The 24,318-nt window shown below is 57.0% G+C and carries 19 protein-coding genes and 2 tRNA genes; 9 read left to right on the plus strand and 12 right to left on the minus strand.

Annotated elements, in window-relative coordinates; translation table 11 throughout:
• Position 1 precedes the first annotated feature (1 nt).
• The 3 genes from topA to fadB form a co-directional block, all read right to left on the minus strand.
• Entirely contained in the window at positions 2-2,644 is a 2,643-nt protein-coding gene (topA, locus tag ACESMK_RS04845; RefSeq protein WP_372995820.1) for a type I DNA topoisomerase, read from the minus strand.
• 272 nt (positions 2,645-2,916) lie between these two features.
• Positions 2,917-4,092, minus strand: coding sequence for an acetyl-CoA C-acyltransferase FadA (gene fadA, locus ACESMK_RS04850; protein ID WP_372995822.1), 1,176 nt, complete (start codon positions 4,090-4,092; stop codon positions 2,917-2,919).
• Between the two features lie 33 nt (positions 4,093-4,125).
• Positions 4,126-6,273, minus strand: a complete 2,148-nt coding sequence (fadB, locus tag ACESMK_RS04855) for a fatty acid oxidation complex subunit alpha FadB (RefSeq protein ID WP_372995824.1) — start codon at positions 6,271-6,273, stop codon at positions 4,126-4,128.
• Positions 6,274-6,709: 436 nt separating this feature from the next.
• Here fadB and ACESMK_RS04860 point away from each other — a divergent pair, with 436 nt between their 5' ends.
• Positions 6,710-7,528 carry a hypothetical protein gene (locus ACESMK_RS04860; protein ID WP_372995826.1) on the plus strand — a complete coding sequence of 273 codons (819 nt, stop codon included), beginning with the start codon at positions 6,710-6,712 and terminating at the stop codon, positions 7,526-7,528.
• Between the two features lie 156 nt (positions 7,529-7,684).
• The gene (locus tag ACESMK_RS04865; RefSeq protein WP_372995828.1) at positions 7,685-8,116 is read left to right on the plus strand and encodes a universal stress protein; all 432 of its coding nucleotides are present in this window, start codon (positions 7,685-7,687) and stop codon (positions 8,114-8,116) included.
• A 56-nt stretch (positions 8,117-8,172) separates the two neighbouring features.
• Here ACESMK_RS04865 and ACESMK_RS04870 read toward each other — a convergent pair whose 3' ends face one another.
• The 5 genes from ACESMK_RS04870 to ACESMK_RS04890 all read right to left on the minus strand — a co-directional run bounded on the left by ACESMK_RS04870 (position 8,173) and on the right by ACESMK_RS04890 (position 12,570).
• On the minus strand, positions 8,173-8,841 hold the full coding sequence (locus ACESMK_RS04870) for a DUF6901 family protein (protein ID WP_372995830.1): 669 nt from the start codon (positions 8,839-8,841) through the stop codon (positions 8,173-8,175).
• Positions 8,838-10,790, minus strand: coding sequence for an ATP-binding cassette domain-containing protein (locus ACESMK_RS04875; RefSeq protein ID WP_372995832.1), 1,953 nt, complete (start codon positions 10,788-10,790; stop codon positions 8,838-8,840). Before ACESMK_RS04875 ends, ACESMK_RS04870 begins: the two co-directional genes overlap by 4 nt.
• Positions 10,791-10,798: 8 nt before the next feature.
• Positions 10,799-11,593 (minus strand): MOSC domain-containing protein, encoded by a 795-nt coding sequence (locus ACESMK_RS04880; RefSeq protein ID WP_372995834.1) that lies wholly within the window; start codon positions 11,591-11,593, stop codon positions 10,799-10,801.
• A 135-nt stretch (positions 11,594-11,728) separates the two neighbouring features.
• Positions 11,729-11,804: transfer RNA gene (locus tag ACESMK_RS04885), tRNA-Gly, on the minus strand.
• Positions 11,805-11,967: 163 nt separating this feature from the next.
• On the minus strand, positions 11,968-12,570 hold the full coding sequence (locus ACESMK_RS04890; protein WP_372995836.1) for a DUF924 family protein: 603 nt from the start codon (positions 12,568-12,570) through the stop codon (positions 11,968-11,970).
• 101 nt (positions 12,571-12,671) lie between these two features.
• On the opposite strand from ACESMK_RS04890, the gene ACESMK_RS04895 reads away from it, so the two are divergent.
• The 4 genes from ACESMK_RS04895 (at position 12,672) to ACESMK_RS04910 (ending at position 14,734) form a co-directional block, all read left to right on the plus strand.
• Entirely contained in the window at positions 12,672-13,046 is a 375-nt protein-coding gene (locus tag ACESMK_RS04895; RefSeq protein WP_372995838.1) for a sirohydrochlorin chelatase, read from the plus strand.
• A gap of 54 nt (positions 13,047-13,100) precedes the next feature.
• A complete protein-coding gene (locus ACESMK_RS04900; protein ID WP_372995840.1) occupies positions 13,101-14,018 on the plus strand; it encodes a TIGR01777 family oxidoreductase in 918 nt (305 codons plus the stop codon).
• A complete protein-coding gene (locus tag ACESMK_RS04905) occupies positions 14,015-14,572 on the plus strand; it encodes a hypothetical protein (RefSeq protein ID WP_372995842.1) in 558 nt (185 codons plus the stop codon). Before ACESMK_RS04900 ends, ACESMK_RS04905 begins: the two co-directional genes overlap by 4 nt.
• A gap of 86 nt (positions 14,573-14,658) precedes the next feature.
• Positions 14,659-14,734 (plus strand) — tRNA-Glu (locus ACESMK_RS04910).
• A 46-nt stretch (positions 14,735-14,780) separates the two neighbouring features.
• On the opposite strand, the gene ccoM is transcribed toward ACESMK_RS04910, so the two are convergent.
• Positions 14,781-14,927 carry a cytochrome c oxidase subunit CcoM gene (gene ccoM, locus ACESMK_RS04915; RefSeq protein WP_372995844.1) on the minus strand — a complete coding sequence of 49 codons (147 nt, stop codon included), beginning with the start codon at positions 14,925-14,927 and terminating at the stop codon, positions 14,781-14,783.
• 245 nt (positions 14,928-15,172) lie between these two features.
• On the opposite strand from ccoM, the gene ACESMK_RS04920 reads away from it, so the two are divergent.
• The 3 genes from ACESMK_RS04920 to pta are packed head-to-tail and all read left to right on the plus strand — an operon-like array spanning position 15,173 to position 20,992.
• Positions 15,173-17,584 carry an EAL domain-containing protein gene (locus tag ACESMK_RS04920; RefSeq protein WP_372995846.1) on the plus strand — a complete coding sequence of 804 codons (2,412 nt, stop codon included), beginning with the start codon at positions 15,173-15,175 and terminating at the stop codon, positions 17,582-17,584.
• A 27-nt stretch (positions 17,585-17,611) separates the two neighbouring features.
• Positions 17,612-18,808: an acetate/propionate family kinase gene (locus tag ACESMK_RS04925; RefSeq protein WP_372995848.1), complete on the plus strand. Its 1,197-nt coding sequence runs from the start codon at positions 17,612-17,614 to the stop codon at positions 18,806-18,808.
• A 27-nt stretch (positions 18,809-18,835) separates the two neighbouring features.
• A complete protein-coding gene (gene pta, locus ACESMK_RS04930) occupies positions 18,836-20,992 on the plus strand; it encodes a phosphate acetyltransferase (protein ID WP_372995850.1) in 2,157 nt (718 codons plus the stop codon).
• A gap of 20 nt (positions 20,993-21,012) precedes the next feature.
• On the opposite strand, the gene der is transcribed toward pta, so the two are convergent.
• Genes der through ACESMK_RS04945 form a run of 3 tightly spaced genes read right to left on the minus strand, consistent with a single transcriptional unit; the run spans position 21,013 to position 24,272 of the window.
• Positions 21,013-22,434, minus strand: coding sequence for a ribosome biogenesis GTPase Der (gene der / locus ACESMK_RS04935; protein ID WP_372995852.1), 1,422 nt, complete (start codon positions 22,432-22,434; stop codon positions 21,013-21,015).
• Positions 22,435-22,443: 9 nt separating this feature from the next.
• Complete coding sequence (gene bamB, locus ACESMK_RS04940) at positions 22,444-23,616, minus strand: outer membrane protein assembly factor BamB (protein WP_372995854.1); 1,173 nt, start codon at positions 23,614-23,616, stop codon at positions 22,444-22,446.
• Positions 23,616-24,272, minus strand: a complete 657-nt coding sequence (locus ACESMK_RS04945; protein WP_372995856.1) for a YfgM family protein — start codon at positions 24,270-24,272, stop codon at positions 23,616-23,618. Before ACESMK_RS04945 ends, bamB begins: the two co-directional genes overlap by 1 nt.
• Positions 24,273-24,318: the final 46 nt, after the last annotated feature.

The raw sequence follows: 24,318 nt of genomic DNA on the forward strand, positions 1-24,318 counted from the left end.
TTTACTTTTTCTTGTCCTGTGGCTGCCACTTCCCGTTTACATACCACGCAGACCAGCCCGTCGCCTTGCCGTCCTTCTCGGACATGACGTACTGCTCCTTGCTCTTTCGGCTGTACCGAATCACCGTCGGATTGCCTTCAGGGTCACGCTCGGGCGCGTCCATCAGGTAATCGTATTTGGGATCAATTTCCTTGCGGTGCGGCTTGATTTCCATCACCAGCGGCGGCCGTGTCTCCCGGTTTTTCGGGAATTTACTGGCGGCCAGGAAAAGCCCTGACGCACCGTCCCGAAGAACGTAAGTGTCATCAACCTTCTGGCATTGCAGCTCCGGCATCGGCACCGGGTCCATCTTGGGTGGCGCAGGCTCGCCGTTTTTGAGGAGCTTGCGGGTGTTCTTGCACTCGGTGTTGGTGCAACCAAAATATTTGCCGAACCGACCGGTCTTCAACTGCATTTCAGAGCCGCATTTATCGCACTCCAACGTCGGGCCGTCGTAGCCCTTGATGCGGAAAGTGCCCTTCTCCACTTCGTAGCCGGAACAGTCCGGATTATTACCACACACGTGCAGCTTGCGGGTTTCGTCGATCAGGTAGCTGTCCATGGCGGTGCCGCACTTGGGACAGCGGCGCTTCTTGCGCAGCAGACGGGTTTCACCCTCACCCTCGACATCATCGTCAGCGCTGACAACCTCGTCACCGGACACCAGGTTAATGGTGGTCTTGCACCGCTCCTTCGGCGGCAACGAATAACCGGAGCACCCGAGGAACACGCCGGTGCTGGCCACTCGAATCTGCATATTACGGCCACAGCTTGGGCAGGGAATGTCCGTTTCCGTGGGCGTATTGGCACGCATGCCCCCGTCTTCGGCACTCTCGGCTTTTTCAAGCTGTTGGCGGAATCGGCCATAAAAATCGTTCAGAACTTTTTTCCACTCGACATCGCCCTCGGCGATCTCGTCGAGTTCGTCTTCCATCTTCGCGGTAAAATCGAAATCCATCAGATTCGGGAAAGATTCAGACAACCGCTCGGTGACGATCTCTCCCATCTTTTCTGCGTAGAAACGACGATTCTGGAGCCGCACATAGCCACGATCCTGAATCGTGGAAATAATCGAGGCGTAGGTCGAAGGCCGGCCAATGCCCTGTTTTTCAAGCTCTTTGACCAGACTGGCCTCAGTGTATCTGGGCGCGGGCTTGGTGAAGTGCTGGGTGGGGTCTAGCTTTTTCAGATCCAGAACTTCATCCACCTGGATATCTGGCAAGGCGATATCTTCGTCTTTCTTGGCAGCTTGTGGCGCTGCCTTCAGGAAACCGTCGAACTTGATGATCCGGCCACGAGTTCTCAGTTCGTAATCACCGTTAGCGACCACGATGGAGGTACTCAGGAACTCGGCATCGGACATCTGACAGGCTATGAACTGGCGCCAGATCAGGTCGTAGAGCTTTTCGGCATCTTTCTCAAGACCGCTGATGTCCGCCGGACGACGGCTGACTTCGGTGGGTCGAATGGCCTCATGGGCTTCCTGGGCACCTTCTTTACTGCCGTAGACACGGGGTTTCTCAGGCAGGTACTTGTCGCCGAACTGCTTCTGGATAAAACCGCGACAGCTGGTAATCGCATCCTGACTCAGGTTCGTTGAGTCAGTACGCATATACGTTATATAACCCGCCTCATAAAGACGCTGGGCTAGCATCATGGTCTTCTTGACGCTAAACCCCATCCGGTTACTGGCGGCCTGCTGCAGAGTCGAGGTAATGAACGGGGCAGACGGCCGTGAGCGTGTCGGCTTGTCCTCCCGCTTGGCAACCTTGAAGGTTCCTGCCTTCAGGCGGCTGACATGCTCGCTGCTTTGCTGTTCGTTAACCGGCCGGTAGGGCTTGTCGTCATGACGTGTGACCTCAAAGCGGACCGGCTGATCGGCCTTGGTCGACGCCAGATCGGCATGTAACTGCCAATATTCCTCGGGAACAAATTTCCGGATTTCACGTTCCCGCTCCACAATCAGCCGCACCGCGACCGACTGCACACGGCCGGCAGACAGGCCACGGGCAATCTTGGCCCACAGCAGTGGCGACACCATGTAACCCACGACCCGATCCAGGAAGCGCCGGGCCTGCTGGGCATTCACACGGTTGTTGTCGAGATTGCCGGGGTCCTTGAAGGCTTCCTGAATGGCACGCTTGGTGATTTCGTTAAACACCACACGCCGGTATTTCTCCGGTTCGCCGCCAATGGTCTGCTGAAGGTGCCAGGCGATGGCCTCCCCCTCGCGGTCCAAATCCGTTGCCAGATAAATATGATCTGCAGACTTGGCCAGGCGCTTGAGTTCGCTGACCACCTTTTCCTTGCCGGGAAGGATCTCGTAGCGGGCGCTCCAGTCCTGATCGGGGTCAACGCCCATGCGGGCCACCAGCTGCTCCCGGGCCTTGCGCTTTTTATGGGCGGCCTTTTCGTCCGGGCTCATCTTCCGGGTGGCGGCAGCCTGCCTGGCACGCTCCTTGGGATCGGACTGGGATCCACTGCCACTGACGGGAAGATCACGAATGTGCCCGACGCTCGATTTGACGATGAAGTCAGAGCCCAGGTACTTGTTGATGGTCTTCGCTTTCGCTGGTGACTCGACAATTACGAGACTTTTACCCATATCGGAGTTCTGTATCCTTGGCGATAAATCGGTCAATAAATCAGCAAACCGTAAACTCGCTGTAAAATCAGTCGGCTAGAAAACACACATGAGCCGCCATTCTGTATAGGCTCACTGTTTTACAGGGTCAAGAATAGCAAGACAACCCATTCTTTGGTTTCAATCCTGCTTTTTTTCACATTCGGGAACCCTGCGCGGGCGCCCTGCCTAAACAGAAAGACCCGGCATTTGCCGGGCCTTCTGAAACCGCGTAATGCAATCCGCTTGCCGGATTACAAACGCTCCCAGACCGTTGCAATGCCCTGGCCCAGGCCGATACACATGGTAGAAACACCAAGCTTACCGCCTTTGGCCTGCATCACGTTCAGCAGGGTTGTGGAGATACGTGCACCGGAGCAGCCCAGCGGATGGCCCAGGGCAATCGCACCGCCGTTCAGGTTCACTTTCTCTTCCATAACGCCCAGCAGTTTCAGGTCCTTGAGGACCGGCAGCGACTGGCCGGCAAAGGCTTCGTTCAGTTCCCAGAAGTCGATGTCTTCGACTTTCAGGCCTGCGCGTTTCAGAGCCTTCTTGGTGGCAGGAACCGGGCCATAGCCCATGATTGCGGGATCGCAACCGGCAACCGCCATGCTACGGATCTTGGCAATCGGCTTCAGCCCAAGGGCTTCGGCGCGCTCTGCAGACATCAGCACCATCGCAGCGGCACCGTCGGTCAGCTGGGAAGAGGTGCCCGCAGTCACGGTACCGTTTTTCGGATCAAATGCCGGCTTCAGCTGACCCAGGGACTCGGCAGTGGTCTCCGGACGAATAGTCTCGTCCTGCTCGATCAATACCTTGAAGCCATTCTCATCGTGACCTTCGATCGGCACGATTTCGTTCTTGAAACGGCCTTCAACCGTCGCTTCGTGGGCCAGGCGGTGAGACCGGGCGCCGAACTCATCCTGCTGCTCACGGGTAATACCGTGCATCTTGGCCAGCATCTCCGCAGTCAGGCCCATCATGTTGGAGGCCTTGGCGGAGTACTTGGACGCAGCCGGGTTATGGTCGAAGCCTTCAGTCATGGGGACGTGCCCCATGTGCTCGACACCACCCACAAAGAACACATCACCGTTGCCGGTCATGATCGCCTGCGCCGCAGTGTGAATCGCACTCATGGCGGAGCCACACAGACGGTTCACGGTCTGCGCCGCAGACTCGTGAGGAATGCGCGTCAGCAGGGAAATCTGACGCGCCACGTTGAAGCCCTGCTCCTTGGTCTGGTTTACACAGCCCCAGATAACATCTTCAACTTCTTTCGGGTCGAGCTTCGGGTTGCGCTCAAACAGTGCTTCGATCAGAGCGGCGGACAGAGTCTCTGCACGCACGTTCCGGAAACAACCGTTTTTGGCACGACCCATCGGAGTCCGCACGCAATCGACGACGACAACGTCTCTCGGATTAAGGCTCATAGATCTTTCTCCGTTCGGAAATCTCGTTCAGGGTTAGCCAAAGAACTTTTTGCCAGTCTTGGCCATTTCACGCAGCTTCTCGGTCGGATGATAAAGAGGACCAAGGTCTGCAAACTTGTCTGCCAGTTCGACGAACTTGTCTACACCCATGTCGTCGATATAGCGCAGGGCACCACCACGGAACGGCGGGAAGCCGATACCGAAAATCAGGCCCATGTCAGCATCTGCCGGATCTTCGACAATGCCGTCTTCCAGGCAGCGAACGGTTTCCAGGCACAGAGGAATCATCATACGGGCAATGATGTCTTCTTCGCTGAATTCGTTCTTACCCTGAACAACCGGCTCGAGCAGCTTGTAAGTCTCTTCGTCGACGACCTTCTTCTGCTTGCCCTTGCGGTCCAGTTCATACTTGTAGAAGCCCTTGTCGTTCTTCTGTCCGTAACGGTTGTTATCGAACATGACGTCAATGGCGGTTGTGCCTTCGTGCTTCATGCGATCCGGGAAGCCGTCTGCCATCACTTCACCGGCGTGCTTACCGGTATCCATGCCGACAACGTCCAGCAGATAGGCGGGGCCCATCGGCCAGCCAAACTTCTCCATGACCTTGTCAACGTGCTGGAAGTCAGCACCGTCACGCACCAGGCCGATAAAGCCGCCGAAGTACGGGAACAGAACGCGGTTTACCAGGAAGCCCGGGCAATCATTTACAACGATCGGGGTCTTGCCCATCGCCTTGGCATAGGCCACGGTGGTGGCAATCGCGCGATCAGACGTCTTCTCACCACGAATCACCTCAACCAGCGGCATCATGTGCACCGGGTTGAAGAAATGCATGCCACAGAAGTTTTCCGGACGCTTCAGGTTTTTAGCCAGCAAGTCGATGGAAATCGTGGAGGTGTTGGAAGTCAGGATGGTGTCTTCACGAACCGCATCTTCGGTCTCGCGCAGAACGGCATCTTTCACCTTCGGGTTCTCAACAACGGCTTCAACCACCAGGTCGACGTTCTTGAAATCGCCATAGTTGAGGGTCGGCGTGATGCTGTTGAGCACGTCGGCCATCTGATCGGGCTTCATCTTGCCCTTTTCAACACGTTTGGACAGAAGCTTCTTGGCTTCTTTCAGTCCCAGGGCGATACCGTCCTGGTTGATGTCCTTCATGATGATAGGCGTACCCTTCAGGGCAGACTGGAAAGCGACGCCACCGCCCATGATACCGGCGCCCAGAACGGCAGCCAGATTCACGTCATTGGCTTCTTTTTCCCAGGCCTTGGCTTTCTTCTTCAGCTCCTGATCGTTCAGGAACAGGCCAACCAGACAAGCTGCAACGTTGGTCTTGGCCATCTTGGCGAAGCCTTTGGCTTCCACTTCGATCGCCTTGTCGCGGGTCATGCCGGCATGCTTCTGCATAACCTTGATGGCCTCAACCGGCGCCGGGTAGTTCTTGCCAGCCTTGCCGGCCACGAACGCCTTGGAGATCTCGAATGCCATCATGCTTTCCATGGCATTGAGCTTGATCTTGCCTTTCTTTTCTTCGCGGCGGGCTTCGTGATCGAGCTTGCCTTCGTTGCACTGGTTGATAATGGCAACAGCAGCGTCGACCAGCTTGTCGGACTCGACAACAGCATCGACCGCACCGACTTTCAGCGCGACATCAGCACGGTTCTCGGTGCCACCACTGATCCATTCAACGGCATTGTCGACGCCCACCAGACGGGACAGGCGCACAGTACCGCCAAACCCCGGGAAAATACCGAGCTTCACTTCCGGAAGACCCACCTTGGCCTTCTTGTCCATAACCCGGTAGTCGGTTGCCAGGCACATCTCGAAACCACCACCCAGCGCCATACCGTTGATTGCGGTAACCGTCGGGAACGGCAGGTCTTCAACGGCGTTGAAGACTTCATTGGCCTTGAGGTTGTTGGCTACCAGATCCTCTTCCGAGCCCGCAAACAGCTCGGTAAATTCGGTAATATCGGCACCAACAATGAAGCTGTCCTTGGAGCTGGTTACTACCAGACCCTTCAGGTTCTTCTGCGCTTTAAGTGCGTCAGTCGCGGCGCGGAGCTCTTCAATAGTAAGACGGTTGAACTTGTTTACTGACTCGCCCTGCAAGTCGAAGTTCAACTGAGCGATCCCGCCTTCGATCTCTTTAACCGTGATGGCTTTACCTTCGTAAATCATCAACTGATCTCCAGTCTGTGTTTGGAACTGCTTCCAGCCGCAGGGTGCTTTCGATTCACCGGCACGGCTGTTTGTGCAGCGAGATTTCGGTCACTGCCCGATCATCCGATCCAAAAATTCATACAGTCGTTTGAATCGTGAGGGCACACGATGAAAAAAAACGGCGCATTTGTCAATTTGTTTCTTTCGGAAGGGTTGCAAAAGTCCCCAAGAAGACGGGGGCAACCGAAGAAAATTGGAGCGGAATTGTTATGTTTCAGCGGGCTGGAAGCCACTGCTCAGGAAAAACCGGAACTTCGTCACGCAAATTTCATAGTTATTTACATTTACCGGCACGAACGTCGCCAAAACTGCTTGATTGGCCGACCCAGTTACTTTACCTTCGATCTACGACTTTGGTCCACAATAATAAAACCGCATTACGGAGACCCATCCGATGAAAGACGCTAACCTGCGGATACGTTCCCTCGTAGCCGCGCTTATTCTTCTTGCACTGACGTCCATGGGTGCCCGCGCCCAGGAAAGCGCCGACGGATTTCTCTCCGACCTGCACAATTTCCGGGTCAGCAACTACATGGCTCTTGATGCCTACTATCGCTTCAGTGGAACAGGCGACACCGACACCCTGAACGAGATCGTTCAAGGCATCAACTCGGCGAACGATTCCATGAACTCTGTCGCTGGCAGCGATGCCGGGGTGCTGTCTGCCGATGAAATCGAAGTGCTCAACCAGGAGTTTGACAAGTTCAAGAGCCTGATGCGTGACAATATCAATGATGTGCGCAATCAGGGCTATCCCGACCTGCGCCTGGTCTCGGATATGGCCAACCAGGCGCTGACCATGAACGAAAAAGCCACCGAGCTGTACCGGGCAGCCCAGGAAAGCTCCCAGACCGAGACAGACCAAAGGCTGGAAGCGGCTCGTTCAGCTGCCGTGAAAATGGCCCAGATGATGGCCAAGTACTCGGTGAGGACCAACTCTTCCGTGGCCCAGACCTTCCAGGGCTCATCCACGGAGAAATCTCTGGATGAGCAGGCCCGGGAACTGGACGAACTTCTTGCCTCGGTCATGCAGGGTGAGGGAACGCCGGAGCTGAAAGCTGCGCTGGACGATATTTCCTCCAAGTGGCAGTTCATTCGCGGATCCTACATTAACTACAACGAGAACAACGTCGGCTTTGTGATTGATCGGTACTCCAAGGGTATCCTGAGGGGCCTGGCCACCACCATCGAGCTTCTCCAGGGTAACGCCTGATCCTCCTCCCCGGCTTTTCCGGCAGGCCTAATTGCCTGCCGGAAAAGCGTTTTTCTCTCTCCTTTATTGATACCCGTCAGTTTGGCGCTACACTTTCCCGACCGGATTTAAGGTACTATCCTCAGAACATTACCCCGTGTGCGAAGGAGCGATACGATGTCTGCCTACAAGAAGATGCTTGTTGCCATTGACCTTACCGAGGAGGCCCCACAGGTACTGGATAAGGCCAAAGCCCTGAGCGAGGCTCACGGTTCAGAGCTGATGCTGGTTCATGTGGTTGAGCCGGTTGGCTACGCCTATGGCGGCGATATTCCGATGGACCTGACCGAGCTTCAGGACCAGCTCGACAAAGCGGCCCGCGAGCAACTGGGCGCCTACGGCGATCAATACGGCGTGGCCAGGAACAATCAAGTGGTTACGGTGGGGCGACCGGAGTCGGAAATCCACAGGCTTGCCAAGGAGCAGGACGTGGATCTGGTCATTGTCGGCAGTCACGGACGCAAGGGCTTCCAGCTTTTGCTGGGCTCAACCGCAAACGGCGTCTTGCATGGCACTGAATGCGATGTGCTCGCGGTCCGTATTCACTGAATGTGGAACAACAAGCCCGGGTCCTGACCCGGGCTTTCTGTGAAAGAAAGGGCCCGTCAGCCCCCCTCCCCGCCCATTTTTGCCTCAAGTTTGCGCAGTTGGCTTTCGAGGGAAAAGCTGACGCTCGATGCCATCGAGAAAAAGTTCAGTAACGCCTTCAGATTACTGTCACCCTTACAGACCGAGTGAATACGCTGCCAGAGGGCTTGATTGACCAGCTGCAACCTCTGGTTCCTTTCCACAAGCCCCTTCAGGTCCCAGTCTGGAGTCTGATGATTCCGCTTTGCGAAGTATTGTTGCAAGAGATAGTGGGAAACACTGCGCATAATGAATTCATCGGTATTGGCAAAGGGCAGATGATGAACGGCCATCGGCTTGAGCTCTGACAATACCGGACATCCACTGGTGGCCATTTTAAGGCCAAGCAGTGACCGGAGCGCCTCCTCCAGTGCAGTCTGTTTCACATAGCTGCGACGCTCGTCCGTTACTTTCACCTCAACCTTCTGGTAGGCATCTTCATCCCGAAACGCGTCAACCACCGGCAGTATTTCGGTTGCCGCAGGGCAATGGGGGGACTCCTGGGCCTTCAGTGGGCAGTTGCTACACTGGCAATGCTCAAGTCTGGTCCATGAGGGCAAGGGACCTGACGGCCTGGACGGTTTGTCGGTAACCTTGAACTCGACGGTGCGGCCGTCCTGAAATCTGAAATCGTAATTTACATTCATTGATTTGCCTGTTCTTCCAGCTCCATCCACCGCTCGATCACCTTCTCCAGACGGTTTTCCTTTTCCGTCAACGCCTCCAGAGTGGCCGAGACTTCATCCGGTGGGCCTGAATAAAAATCAGCCTGGGAAATTTTCTCCTGCAGGCTGGCGACTTCCTGCTCAAGCGCTTCAATCTGCCCCGGCAACTGTTCCAGCTCGAGCTTGAGCTTGTAACTCAGTTTGACGGGCTTGCTGTTTCCAGCCTGCGCCCCTGTTTTTACGTTCTCTACGGCTTTCTGTTCACCTCCCCTGCCCGTTTCCCTGGAGGATTTCGTGGTTTTGTCCTGCTTGTCCGGCCGATTGCCCGTTGCTTCCGACGGAAAACAGCCGCCCTGACGGCGCCAATCGGTGTAGCCCCCGACAAACTCACGCACTTTGCCCGATCCGTCCAGGAAAACCGTTTCGGTGATCACATTATCAAGAAACTCACGGTCGTGACTGATCACGATCACGGTACCGGCAAATTCCGCCAATTGTTCTTCCAACAACTCCAGCGTTTCCACATCCAGGTCATTGGTTGGCTCGTCGAGCACCAGGATATTGGCTGGCTTGCTGAACAGCTTTGCCAGCAGCAGCCTTGCTCGCTCACCGCCAGAGAAGACACTGACCGGGGATCTCGCCCGCTCCGGGGTAAACAGAAATTCCTGCAAATAGCCAAGCACATGCTTGCTCTGACCATTGATGTCGATGAACTCCCGGCCCTCGGACAGGTTGTCCAGTGCGTTCCGGGTCAGATCCAGTTCACCACGCAGTTGATCGAAATAGGCCACCTGCAGATTGGTACCCAGACGAACAGAACCCTCGGTTGGTTCCAGATCTCCGAGCAAAAGACGAACCAGTGTGGTTTTGCCCGTGCCGTTCTCACCAACGAGCCCGATTTTGTCGCCCCGGAGGATGGTAAGATTCATATCCCGGATAACCGGGGTACCATCCGGGTAGGCGAAGCCGGCATCCCGGGTCTCAACCACCAGTTTGCCCGAACGTGCCGCGTCCTCAACCGCAAAGCTTGCTGTCCCACCCCGAACTCGCCGCTGCCGGTGCTCCTCGCGCATGGCTTTCAGGGCTCGAACCCGGCCCATATTGCGGGTCCTGCGGGCCTTGATACCCTGACGAATCCAGGCCTCTTCCTGCTTCAGTCTTTTATCAAACAACGCGTTTTGGCGCTCTTCCTCTTCCAGCGCTTTCTCTTTCAGGTCCAGGTAACGATCGTAGGTAGCGGCAAAGCTCACCAGTTTGCCCCGGTCAAGCTCGACGATCCGGGTCGCCATTCGGCGGATAAACGCGCGATCGTGGCTGACAAACAGCATGGCACCACGGAACTGACCCAGTGCTTCTTCCAGCCAGGCGATGGCGGGAACATCCAGATGGTTGGTCGGCTCGTCCAGCAACAGGATATCCGGATCGGCCACCAGCGCCTTCGCAAGCAGAACCCGACGCTGCCATCCTCCAGACAGGGTATTCAGAGTCTGGTCCGGATCAATGCCGTACTGGCCAAGGATGGTGGTAACCTTTTGGTCGAGGCGCCAACCGTCCAGGGCCTCCAGGCGTTCCTGAACCTTCATCAACCGGTCCAGGCTGGCCTCATCGGCCTGCTGGGAAAGCTGATGAAAGTCCGCCAATAATTTACCGGTTTCCGGAAACGCACCGGCAACAACCTCGTACGCGGTGCGGGTATCTTCAGACGGCAAATTCTGGGGCAGCACTGCCAGTACAGCACCGTCATCCAGGCGCACCACGCCCCCATCTGGTACCACTTCCCCGCTGACAATCTTGAGCAGAGTCGACTTGCCCTCGCCGTTCCGGCCCAGCAAACACACGCGCTCGCCGGCGTCGATAACCAGCGAGGCCTGGTCCAGAAGCGGGTGCATTCCATAAGCCAGGGAAACTGAGTCCAGGGTTAACAGTGGCACGTTTGGTGTTACTCCGATTTGTTGACAGTGACGGGATCACCCACCCGGATACTTCCGGGTGATTCATGAATGGCATTCTGGCCGAAGATGACGCCTTCCCGGGTTCTGCGGTACCCGGACAGGGTCCTGAGAGGCTGCAGAGCTGCGTCCTTTACCCCGGTTGCGGGATCCACGGTCGTCATGACACAGCGAGAACAGGGCTTGACGATGCTCAGGCGATTGTCACCAATGGTCAACCCCAGCCAATGATCCTCGTCCCAGGGGGCGGCCCCCTCAATCACGATATTGGGACGAAACCGGCGCATCTCCGCAGGCTCATCGAGTCGACTGTTAAGCTCTGCCAGCGAGGCGGTATTGGTTACCAGAAAGGGAAAACCGTCGGCGAAACCTACCCTCCGGTACTCATCCACCCGACCAGCATCAACACGGCGAAACGAGCTGTCTGGCATATAGACAAGTCGAACGGGCTTGCCGCAGAACCGGCTGAGGGCGTCGTTCGCCTCCTGCAAGCCGATCCTCGCCTTTACCCAGTCTCGCCAGACCAGGACCCGAACCTCGTCATCAGATGCCGTCAGGGTAAACTCACCCTCACCAGGAATGCCGAGTGTGACCTGACCAGCCTCCAGTCGGGTGCCTACCCTCGCCAGCTCCGGATGCTCCCTCTGGGTGACAAACCGGCGTTCGTCATCGACGATCATCCAGCGCCTGTCTCCTACCGGCCCGAAATCATCGGTGTCAAAGTGGGCCACTTCTATACCGGACAGTGATTTTACGGGGTATACGAACAGCGAATGGACCTTCATGGCAGGCAGCCTCCCCCAGAGAATCAGGATTCAAAACAGGCTGCTGAGTATACCTGACCACACGCCATGGCGCCGAGTTTGTGGTGCCCGTAAACGAAAAAACCCGGTCCTTTTCAGGACCGGGTTTTCTGAATCTGGAGCGGGAAACGAGATTCGAACTCGCGACCCCAACCTTGGCAAGGTTGTGCTCTACCAACTGAGCTATTCCCGCAATGCTGATCGGCTGTAACCGACAACGGAGGCGTATTCTACGGATCCCGACGGAACCGTCAACCACTTTTTTTCAGGTTTTTCTCAAGCCAATCATTCGGTCATTCATTCCATTGCATCTTCGGGCAAGATTTTCATTCAAGCTCAGTCCCGGTGGGCACCGGTTACTGACCAAAGCGGGGCCCACCTTCAAGGTACGCTTGCTCTTCCGGCGTCGATGTTCTGCCCAACGCCCTGTTTCGATGAGGGAAACGACCGAATTCCTGAATGATGGCCCGATGATCCCGAGCGGACTGAAGGAAACTGGCCATGAAATCCGCAAGAATGCCCTCGGTAGACCGGGCCAGCTGCTCGTAACATTCCACAGACGTGTCCTGATCGTCCTTGAGCTCGGAATGCTGCAGTGGCATGTAAAGAAAGGCCCTGTGAACCGGCGCAAGCATCATGTCCTGCCCCTTCTGCATCGCTTGCCGACAGAGCTTCCTGGCCTGGCGGTCCTGATCAAACGCCATGGCCGCGCCGCGAAAGATATTCCTGGAGAACTGATCCAGGAGGATGATCTCGGCCAGAATGCCCCCGGCCTCGCGCCGCCAGTGGTCCAGCCCCTGCTCCGAGGCGAACAGAACCATGGACAAAAACCGCCGGCGGATCTCCTGATCGAACCTGCGATCCGACCGGAACCATTTGTTCCGATGATCACTATCCGGAAGGCCATGTTCATCAAGTTCGCCAAACCAGAAATCCAGAATCTCTTTCCAATCGAACATTCAGCGTCACCCTGTTACTTTATAGACTGTCAGGCTCAATACGTGGCTGGCACACCCGACTTACGACAGGCCCCATCAAATTGACCATTTCAGGAGAGGCAATGAACAGCCCCCGAATTATTCTGTTGGCACATGGAAGCAGTGACAAGCGCTGGTGTGAAACCTTCGAACAACTCGCTGAGCCAACCCTCCAGTCTGTCGAGAACGCGCGCGTCGCCTACATGGAACTCGCTGAACCCTCCATGGATACGGTTATCAAAGAGGGCGTGGCCGAAGGCGCCTCCCACTTTACCATCGTCCCCCTTTTTCTCGCAGCCGGGCGCCATCTTCGCAAGGATGTGCCGGCAATGATCGAAGAACTCGAAAAAACCTATGACACCAGCATCCAGCTTGCGCCACCCATCGGAGAAAATCCTCTTCTGGGGCAAGCCATTCGGGATGTTGTTATGCTTCAACTGGAACAGACGCCGGCCTGAGCCGGATTCGCTTGCAACCGGTTCGGGTGCCACCAGGCTACAGGAGTAACTACTATGCCAAAAAGGATTCTTATTACCGGCGGTACCGGATTTATCGGCCATGTCCTCTGCCGTGAACTTCTGGCACGGGGCCACGAGCTTGCGGTCTTTAGCCGACAACCTGCAGAAAGCGTCAAATCCAGTTGCGGCCGGGTCGAGGCCGTTCGCGATCTCAAGCAACTTCGCGCCCACCCGGGTTTTGATGCGGTGATCAATCTGGCCGGAGAAGGCATCGCGGATAAACGTTGGTCCGAGTCCAGAAAGCAGGAACTCCGTGACAGCCGGATAGGCGTCACCGAAACGCTTGTGGAGGTAATCCGCAGTTGGGAGCAGCCTCCGGAAGTTGTCGTATCTGGTTCGGCCGTGGGTTTTTATGGCGATCAGGGTGCCGCGATGGTAACCGAAGACACCAGCCCCCAGGACGAGTTCACCCACCGCCTTTGCCGGGACTGGGAAAACGCGGCGAAGCCCCTCACCGATGATGGTGTCAGAGTATGCTTCTCCCGAACCGGGGTAGTCGCGGGTTCCGGCGGCGGCTTCCTTGAGCGGATGATACTGCCCTTCAAGCTGGGCCTCGGTGGACGCATTGGCAGCGGCACTCAGTACATGCCCTGGGTCCACAGAGACGATGTTGTCGGCGCCCTGATCTGGATGATGGAAACCGCCGATGCGTCCGGCCCGTTCAATGTGGTTAGCCCCAACCCGGCCACCAACGCAGAATTCACCCGAAGCCTGGGAAAGGTTCTGCACCGCCCCACGCTCTTTCCAGTGCCGGCACCCGTGCTTAAAGTGGCTCTGGGTGAGATGGCCCGCCTGCTGCTTACCGGGCAAAAAGCGGTTCCCGAGAAACTGACGAAGCAAGGGTTCCGGTTCCGGCTTCCTGATCTCGACCAGGCACTGTCGCAATCCGTTGCTCCGGGATCAGCCAGGTGAAACCGCTCCGCTCGTGCCTGGCTGGCGCCCTGCTTCTGGCGTCGTCAGCTGCGTGGACCAGTGAAAGCGCATCGCAAAGCTATGAGTCCTGCAGCGTAATCACCAGTGAGTACCTGACCGTCCTGCAACTGGCCAGCCGGGGCCTCAATGCCGAGGCGCTGAAGCAAAGCCTTCCGGGAATCAGTTCCAAAGCGAAGCAAAGAGTGGAAACACTCGTTGGAATGGCACAACAACGAGGAATAGCGGAGGCATACTCCGCCGTTCATTCTGAGTACGCCCGTTGCGCGAAAAAGGTCTTTGATCAACGGGGGCTACCCGCTGAGGGCACTCGAGAAGCGCACTTCCACTATTGTGCAGGCGAAAACAAGGTCCGGTATGAAATTATTCTGGCCGCCGCTATCGGGGCAGAAGAACAGGAGGTTATCGATCAGGTGCGCCCGGTTCACAGGGACGCAGCTGAAGCAATCTTCGCGATGAACGAGCAAACCAGCCCCGAAGCCATGCTTGATCAACTGGCAACCGAGCTGAAGGAGTGTATCAGTCAGCGCCCCTGACTTTTTTCAAAAAAGGCGTTGACACTCCCCCGAGCCTTACTTAATATACGCGCCACCTCGACGAGGCAAGGTGTTGAAAACGTTGCGTCCCCTTCGTCTAGTGGCCTAGGACTCCGCCCTTTCACGGCGGCAACAGGGGTTCGAACCCCCTAGGGGACGCCAATTTTTTCCCTTGATGTTATAGGGAAACCTCAGTTTCCCAATCGCATCAGACCGGCTTCTGACCGTGTTTCCCCTCCTTTGTGCCCTGGTGTCCGTGCTCCTTCTGATCTTTCATCACGAAGATGCCAACACCCACGAAAAAGCCAACCATCAGCAGTACAGTGGCAATACCCGCGATTACAACGGCGTCCATATACATTTTGTTTCTCCTTCCGGCAATTAACTTGATTAAACTCAGGTTACGCCCGGCACGCCTGCTCGGTATTGATCCAGGTCAACGGAATAGTTGCGGCTGAAGTAGGCATAAATACTGAACCACAACACATTTCCTTCGGTTTTTCCTGCATTTGCAAGGCATTTGAAAGAAACTGCTGCTATAGTCGGGAACAATGGAAGTGTCCGATCTCCTAACCGGTCTGGGTGGCTGAAGTTCAAGACATGCCAAAACTGTCGACGCGTCTGCAACGTTTTCGCACAGGCTCTCCCCTGTCTTTCAGGCTGCTGGCCTGGATCCTTCTGTTCAGCTCTGCCTTCACCCTTGTGGCGTCCGCCATCCAGATCTATTCCGACTATCGTAAAGATCTCTCGCAGATTGATAATCGCATGCAGGTCGTTGAAGCGGGCTATGCATCCAGCCTGGCCCGAAGTCTGTGGGCGCTTGATCAGAAACTGCTGCAAACCCAGATGGAGGGCATTCTCAGCCTGCCCGATGTGGTCCACCTGCGGCTACGTATAGAACCGGATTCCGAGCTCGTTATGGGCGATATTCCCAGGGAGGCAACAACCACCTCCCACAGCTTTAACCTGGTTCACCAGGGCGATGAAATGTTCAAGCTGGGGGAGTTGACCGTTACCGCAGACCTGGACCGGGTTTACGATGAGCTGAAAAGGAAGGTGGGGGTCATCCTGCTGACCCAGTTTTTAAAGACGTTCTTTGTGTCGATACTGATCATCTGGATCTTCCAGCATTTCGTGGCACGCCATCTGACCACCATGGCGAACTATGCCCGCGATTTCTCGCTCAAAACAAACTCCAGCCCCCTCACCCTTGATCGTCCCAATACGCCATCGAACCGCAACGATGAACTCGGCCGGGTCACCGACGCCATCAACCAGATGCGCGAGCGACTGAATGCAGATATGGAACGGCAACAGAAAGACGCGGCGGAAATCCGGAAGTTCTCCAAGGCCATCGAACAAAGCCCGTCATCGGTTCTGATCTGCGACCGGCAATGGCGCATCGAATTTGCCAACCAGAAATTCACCCAACTGACCGGTTACGAAGCTGCCTCTATTATTGGCAAACACCCCGGCTCTCTCGGGGCGAACGATATTGAAAATCGAGAGAGCCGTCACCTGTGGCAATCCATTCGCCTGCAGGTTCAGCGTGTCGGGGTATGGCAGGGTGAAGTGAACAGCGTGCGCCGGAACGGAGAGCGATTCTGGGAACAACTGATAGTGACACCCATCAAGGATGAATCCGGCGGCACCACCGGATACCTTATTCTCGGTGAGGATATCAGCATCCGAAAACGTTACGAGCAGCAGCTGTTGCGCCAGGCCAACTACGATATCCTGACCGGGCTGCCCAACCGGATGCTGGCCCTGGACCGACTGAAACTGGCACTTGCCCAGGCGCGTCGCGAAAGCACGCTTGTCGGCGTGATGTTCCTGGACCTCGACAACTTCAAGCACATCAACGACACTCTCGGCCACGACGCCGGCGACAACCTGCTGATTGAAGCGGCTCGCCGGATTTCCAGCTGTCTTCGGGGTACCAGCACCGTAGCCCGCCTGGGGGGTGATGAATTTCTGGTGATCCTGCCCGGCCTGACCGGCCCGGAAGCTTCTTCACAGGTCGCTGAACGCATCCTCAAGACCTTTGCGCCACCCTACATACTGAATGGCCAGGAAGTGTTCGTAACCACCAGTATCGGGATCTCGATTTTCCCGACCGATTCTGACAACAGTGGCACACTGCTGCAGCACGCCGACGCGGCCATGTACCAGGCCAAGCACAAGGGCAAGAGTTCCTTTGCGCATTTTGCACCGGAAATGACTGAGGTCTCTCACGAGCGCCTGAAGATGGAATCCAGCATGCGCCGGGCGCTGGAGCTGAACGAATTCGAGCTCTATTTCCAGCCCATCGTCAACACCGACTCGGGTACGCTTTGCTCGGTCGAAGCCCTGCTGCGCTGGAACAATCCGGCCATGGGCATGGTTATGCCCGATCGCTTCATTCCCCTGGCGGAGGAAACCGGCCTGATCACGCCCATCGGCGAATGGGTTCTCGAGGAGGCCTGTCGGGCCGCTGTAGGCTGGAAACAGGCCATTGGAAAAGATATTGGCATTTCCGTGAATGTTTCGCCTCGCCAGTTCCGGGATCCCGGCTTTACCGACGCCGTGATGCACGCCCTCTCGGCCAGCGGCCTGGCACCCGAGCAGCTGGAGCTTGAGATTACCGAACGCCTGATTCTGGACAACTCCATTGAAACCGCCGAGATCCTGCGCCAACTCGATAAGGCCGGGATACGGTTGTCCGTCGACGATTTTGGTACCGGCTACTCAGCGCTGAGCTATCTGAAGAGCTACCCGTTTGATACCCTGAAAATCGACAAATCCTTTGTCCAGGATGTTATGAAGGAGCCCGAGGATGCGTCCCTTGTCAGGGCCATCATCAACATGGCCCATAGCCTGGGCCTGCGAGTGATCGCCGAAGGGGTGGAAGAGGAAGCCCAGACCCATTTCCTGAAAAAGGAAGGCTGCGATTTTTCCCAGGGCTATTTCTACAGTCGCCCCCTGCCGGCGCCGGATTTCGAGGCCTGGCTGGCCAACAATCATCGTGTATAGATTGCAAACCGTCGGAACCCCTTTTCCATGGAAGATACCCTACTTGTCGTCAACTGCGGCAGCTCATCCCTGAAACTTGCACTATTTGACGGCCAGTATCGAAAACTGGCGTCGGCTCTGGCTGAACGTCTTGGCCAGAATGATGCGTTTGCCAGGGTTGAGAACCGCAACGAAGCAATCGACCTGAAACCCGGTGCCGGCCACGATCAGGCGTTGGAAGCACTGGTCAGTGCCTTCAGGGACCAGGGATTGATGGCATCGTCCCCAAAAGCCATCGGGCACCGGGTTGTTCATGGTGGCGAGACCTTCCGGGAAGCGGTGCTTATTGATGACGACGTCATCCGTGCCATTGATAGCTGCGCTGGCCTGGCGCCCCTGCACAATCCGGTCAACCTGTCCGGGATTCGCGCCACGCTGGCTCAGTTTCCGGAGGTCCCACAAGCGGCAGTTTTCGATACCGCCTTTCACCAGACCCTGCCCAAACGGGCATTCCTCTATGCGTTACCGGCAGCGTGGTATCGCGATTGGGGGATTCGCCGTTACGGATTCCACGGCACCAGTCATGCCTTTATGGCCGCCGAAGCCGCCCGCTTGCTGGGTAAAACACCGGCAACCACCTCCGTCATCTCGGCCCATCTGGGCAATGGTTGCAGTATTACCGCTATCCGGGACGGAATCAGTGTGGATACCAGCATGGGCCTGACACCACTGGAAGGTCTGGTGATGGGAACCCGCAGTGGCGACGTCGATCCGGGCCTGTTCGATTTCCTCCGCAGCAAAGGTATCCCGGCCGAAGAAGTCCATCGGGTCCTGAACCAGGAAAGCGGCCTGTTTGGCTTGTCTGGGCAGACCAATGACATGCGCTCCTTATGCGAACTTGCAGACCATGGCCACGAACCATCCCGAACTGCCATTGATGTTTTCTGTTTCCGTCTGGCCCGGTACGTCGGTGCCATGATGGCATCCCTGAATCACCTGGACGCGCTCGTTTTCACCGGGGGTATTGGAGAAAACAGCGCCCGTATCAGACAGGAAACCATCAACCACCTCCACCTCATGGGATTTGAGCTCAGTACAGACCTCAACAAACACCATGGCGAATTCAGTGACGGCCGGATCGAGAGCACCGACTCCAGGTTCCCGGTGCTGGTAATTCCCACCAATGAGGAACTGGTCATCGCCAGGGAGGCATCACGGCTTGCCGGCCCAATAGACCCGGCCTGACCCATTCGCAACATCAGGAATACCAACATGGCAAAGAGTCTCTTTTTTGCACCCACATCCATGGACTCAGGGCTTACTTCCGTTTGCCTCGGCCTGCTGCGCGCCCTCGAAAGAGTGGGCGTGAGTGTCGGTTTCTACAAACCTTTCTGCCAGTCCGTCCATCGCGCCGAATCCATGCACAATGCCGGTCAGGACTCGTCCGTGGCTTTCGTGCGAGCCAGCAGCCACCTGAACCCGCCGGACCCGATTCCGCTCAAAGAAGCCCAGCAACTCCTCAACAGGGGCAAAGCCGATTACCTTCTCGAGACGGTGGTTGGCGAATACCAGAAGGTTGCCAGAGAGGTGGATGTGGTGATCATAGAGGGCCTGGTGCCAGACCGCAGCGAAGCCTATATTGCCAGACTGAACGTAGAGGTCGCCCGCAACCTCGGTTCTGAGGTCATCCTCGTGAGCACACCCAAAAATCTGGACGCCCGGCAACTGGATGAGGAGCTTGATTTCTCATCCCGCCTGTTTGCCAGCCCGGGCGATCCGGATGTCATTGGCGTTATCCTGAATAAGGTCGGGGAACCTGAGCAGGCCAGGCTTGAACCGCGCTCCAACAGCAACCACCCGGCCCCGGCCAACATTGATTATCAAAGCCAATGCAACGTGTTCCGCGAAGGCCGGTTTCGCCTGATCGCCGAGATTCCCTGGCAGCCCGAGCTGCTCGCGCCCAGAGTTTCCGATATCGCCAGGGAGCTGGGGCTGCCGGTTCTCAACGAGGGCCAGATGCATTCCCGACGGGTTCAGAAGGTATCGGTGTGCGCCCGAAGCATTCGCAACATGACCGAGACCCTGAGACCGGGCACCCTGATGGTGACTCCGGGCGACCGTGAAGACATTGTGGTCACTACGGCGGTTGCCGCTCTTAATGGCGTACCACTGGCGGGCCTGATGCTCACCGGTGGCCTGATGCCCGACCAGCGCGTGATCGACCTGTGCCACAGGGCACTGGAGACCGGCCTGCCGGTGCTCGGGTCCGATGCCAATACCTACGAGACGGCGCACATGCTGGCCAATCTGTCGTCGGCCATCCCCCTCGACGATCCCAACCGGATCGAAAAGGCAATGGAAGCCGTTGCCACCCGTATAGACACAGACTGGTTGCAGCAGCACCTCAAGGTTGCGCGGCAGGACAGGCTTTCTCCTCCGGCATTCCGGTACCAGCTGTCTGAACGCGCCCGGGCAGCGAACAAACGCATCGTTTTGCCTGAAGGCAGCGAACCGCGAACCGTGCAGGCAGCCATCATCTGTCATCAACGCAAGCTGGCACGATGCGCCCTGATTGGCAATGCGTCTGAGATTCGGCGGGTTGCGGATTCCCAGGATCTGGAGCTGCCCGAGGATATCGAAATCATCGATCCTGCAGAGGTGCGCCAGCGCTATATCGACCCGATGGTGGAACTGCGCAAACACAAGGGTCTGACCCCGGAAATGGCCGAAGCGATGCTGGAGGACAACGTTGTCCTGGGTACCATGATGGTTGCTCTGGATGAAGCCGATGGTCTGGTGTCGGGCGCCATTCACACCACCGCTAACACAGTTCGCCCTGCCCTTCAGCTGATCAAGACCCATGATCATGCCAGGGTTGTGTCTTCCGTGTTCTTCATGCTGCTTCCCCAACAGGTGGTGGTCTACGGGGACTGCGCCATTAATCCTGACCCCAATGCCGAGGAACTGGCAGACATCGCTATTCAGAGCGCCGAATCGGCCGAAGCCTTCGGGATCGAGCCGCTGGTTGCCATGATCAGTTACAGCACCGGCGAGTCAGGCAGTGGTCAGGATGTCGACAAGGTGAGAGAAGCTACCAGGATTGCCCGTGAACGCAGGCCAGATCTTCTGATAGACGGACCGCTGCAATACGATGCTGCGGCTATTGAGAGTGTCGCCAGGAGTAAGGCCCCGGACAGCAAGGTTGCCGGAAAGGCGACGGTCTTCGTATTCCCGGATCTGAATACCGGCAACACCACCTACAAGGCGGTTCAGCGAAGTGCCAATGTGGTCAGTATCGGCCCGATGCTCCAGGGCTTGCGCAAGCCGGTCAACGATCTGTCCCGGGGTGCATTGGTAGAGGATATTGTCTTTACCGTTGCCCTCACCGCAGTACAGGCGAAACAGGTTGAAAGCACCGGGGCGGGCTGAAGCCAGCCCCGGCATTTGAATCAGCGCTTGAGGCTCTTCTGGCGCTGCTTCTTGGGGCGGCGCCCCTGTTTGGCGTCGTTGTCCTTCTTTACCTTCTGGCGCGGCGTCAGACGATCTACTTTGCCAGCGAAAGGATTCTCACCTGATTTGAATTCAAAACGGATCGGCGACCCTGTTACTTTCAGGACTTTTCGGAAGGTGTTTTCCAGGTAACGCTTGTACGCGCCCGGCAGTGAATCCACCTGATTACCGTGGACCACGATCACCGGCGGATTGGAGCCACCCTGGTGGGCATAACGCAGCTTGATCCGGCGGCCATGCACCATGGGAGGCTGATGCTGGGCAATGGCATCCTGCAGAATGGCGGTCAGGCGATTCGTGGGCCACTTGGCCATAGCGGACTCGTAGCACGCCTGCACGGATTCATACATCACACCCACACCGGAACCGTGAAGTGCGGAGATGTAGTGCTTGTCGGCGTAATCCAGGAAGTCGAGACGGCGCTGAACCTGCTCTTTCACCCGGGCACGGTCTTCAGGGTCCATACCGTCCCACTTGTTGACGGCGATGACCAATGACCGGCCGGCATCCAGGACAAATCCGATCAGGTGAAGATCCTGGTCTACCAGACCTTCGCGGGCATCAATCACCAGAATCACGACATGGGCGTCATCAATCGCCTGCAGCGTCTTGATGATAGAGAACTTTTCGACCACCTCACTGACGTTCTTGCGCCGACGCACACCGGCGGTATCAATCAGCGTGTATTGACTGCCCTGGCGCTCGTACGGGATATAAACGCTATCCCGGGTGGTACCCGGCATGTCGTATACCACTACGCGCTCCTCGCCGAGCATGCGGTTTACCAGCGTTGACTTGCCTACGTTCGGCCGCCCCACCACACCGATGCGAATGCCAGGATAGCGGTCCGCACGATCCTCTTCTTCCCGATCCTCCTCGGAGGGCAGCAGAATTTCCAGCATTGACCGGATTCCGCGGTTGTGGGAGGCCGCTATCAAAAAGGTAGATTCGAAGCCAAGGCTGTAAAAATCCGATGCCGCGATATCCGGGTCCTGGCCATCGGTCTTGTTAACCACCAGGTGGGCCTGTTTGCCAGACCGACGAAGACTGTCCGCGATAAGTTCATCGCCAGCGGTCAGCCCGGCGCGGCCGTCCACCAGGAACAGCACGATGTCGGCTTCCTCAATCGCTTGCATGGACTGCCGGGCCATCTCAAGGTCAAGACCCTGCTCGTCTCCGGTAAGACCACCGGTGTCAATCACGATGAAGCGCTGGCCCTCGTAGCTGCCCTCACCGTATTTGCGGTCACGGGTCAGACCCGGAAAGTCCGCAACCAGGGCATCCCTGGAACGGGTCATCTGGTTAAATAATGTCGATTTGCCGACGTTAGGGCGTCCGACAAGGGCAATTACTGGGGTCATAATAGGGGATCAATCCTGCGGCTTAACCTGGAATACGGCCATCTTTCCGCTGTTGCCAAAAACCAGCAGGTTACCATTGGCGAGGCGTTGTGCGGGTACGCGGATACCCTCATCGTCGAATTCCAGCTGGCCAACCAGGCTTCCATCCTCGCGATCTATCGCGTGCAGGTAGCCTTCAAAGTCGCCGACCACCAGATAGTCCTCATACACCATCGGCTGGGTCAGTTGGCGCCACGCCAGGCGGTCCTGGCTCCAGACTTCCCGACGGTCGGAGCCTCTCAGCGCAACAATGTCGCCATTGGCGGAGGCAAGATAGATCTGCCCCCCACCAATCATGGGCGAATAGAGGCTGGAGGCCTTCCGGCTCCAGATCTCCTGACCTGTGCGAATATCAACCAGGGCGAGCTTGCCCTGGTAACCGACAACCATAACGGCCGTCTCGATCACCAGTGGCTGGCCGGTAACATCGACCAGCCTCTCGAGCTCCGTGCGGCCCTGAGCCTGCCCAACGTCGTACTGCCACATGGGCTGACCTGTATCTGCAGCCAGCGCCATCAACTTGCCACTGGCAAAGGAAGCAATCACCACGTCACCACCAACCAGGGGTGCTGCTGCGGCTCTCACAGACAGAACCGGGACGGTACCGTCGTACTGCCACAGCTTTTCACCATCCCGGGCACTGAATCCGAGCACCTTGCCGTCCGTTGTCTGGGCGACCACGAGGGAACCATTGGATTGGGGCGACGACAGCACCTCCGTAGGCAGGGATTGCCGCCACAGTTCGGAGCCATCCTCACGGGACAGGGCCACAAGCTCGGCATTCTCGGTCGTCAGGTACAGATTCTGTCCGTCGCCACCGAGGCCGGAGAAAATGCGCTCATCGAATTCAGACTCCCAGACAACCTTCCCGGATTCCGATTCCACGGCGTAAAGCTCGCCATCCGCAGATGCGGCGTAGATCAGCTCGCCAGTATTCAGTGGGGACAGGTAGAGAAAATCTCCGTCATGACCGTCGCCTACGGACATGCTCCAGACCCTCTTGAATTCGGCTGATGCCTCAATGTCAGGAACCGGAACAGGTTGCTCGAAGGTATCCGTTGTGCTGCAACCAGAGAGCCCGGCCAGAAGCGCGAGCCCCAGAAACAGTCCGCGGTTGAAAATCCTGTCGCGGATAACCGGCATCAGGCATCCTCCCCGACACCAAGGTCTGCCAGTTTCAGTTCCAGGATACCACTACGACCCTGCTGGCTCTGCTCCCGGGCAGCAAGGTAGGCCTCACGGGCGCCGTCCCGGTCGCCCTGGGCGAGTAATATGTCACCACGGAGTTCAGTGAAGATCGCGTCGAACGCATCCGCGCTGCCTGCACCATCGATAGTCGCCAACGCGTCCTCGTATTGGCCCGCAGAGAACTGGGCACGAGCCAGCCGATTGCGTACCACGAGCGCGAGCGCCTGGTGTTCACCGGTTTTCTCCAGCGCCCACTTCAGGGAATCGACTGCCGCTTCGGCATCGCCCTGCTGCATCAGCTGCTGACGTGCGAGGATCAGGTTGGCATAAACCGCGTAGGCGCTGTCTGTGTAATCTTCCCTGAGCGTCTCGGCCACAAAGGCCACCGTTTCGCCGCTGGTTTCATCAGACTGATCACCGAACGCGTTGAGAAGGTTGGCAAACTGGTTGGCAGCCTCGGTGCGCTGCTGGGCCTGATGGTTCTGCCAGGCCTGCCAGCCGAACACAATGGCCAGGGCCGCACCAATACCGATAAGCAGAGAACTGCCGTTCTTCTTCCACCAGTCCTTGATCGCCTGGATCTGTTCTTCTTCGGTGCGCAACTCTGCCATGTGGACTCCTGTAGTCGAATTTTTGCTTTTGTATCAGTAAATTTGA

It is taken from the genome of Marinobacter sp., from assembly GCF_041687235.1.
Lineage (GTDB): Bacteria > Pseudomonadota > Gammaproteobacteria > Pseudomonadales > Oleiphilaceae > Marinobacter.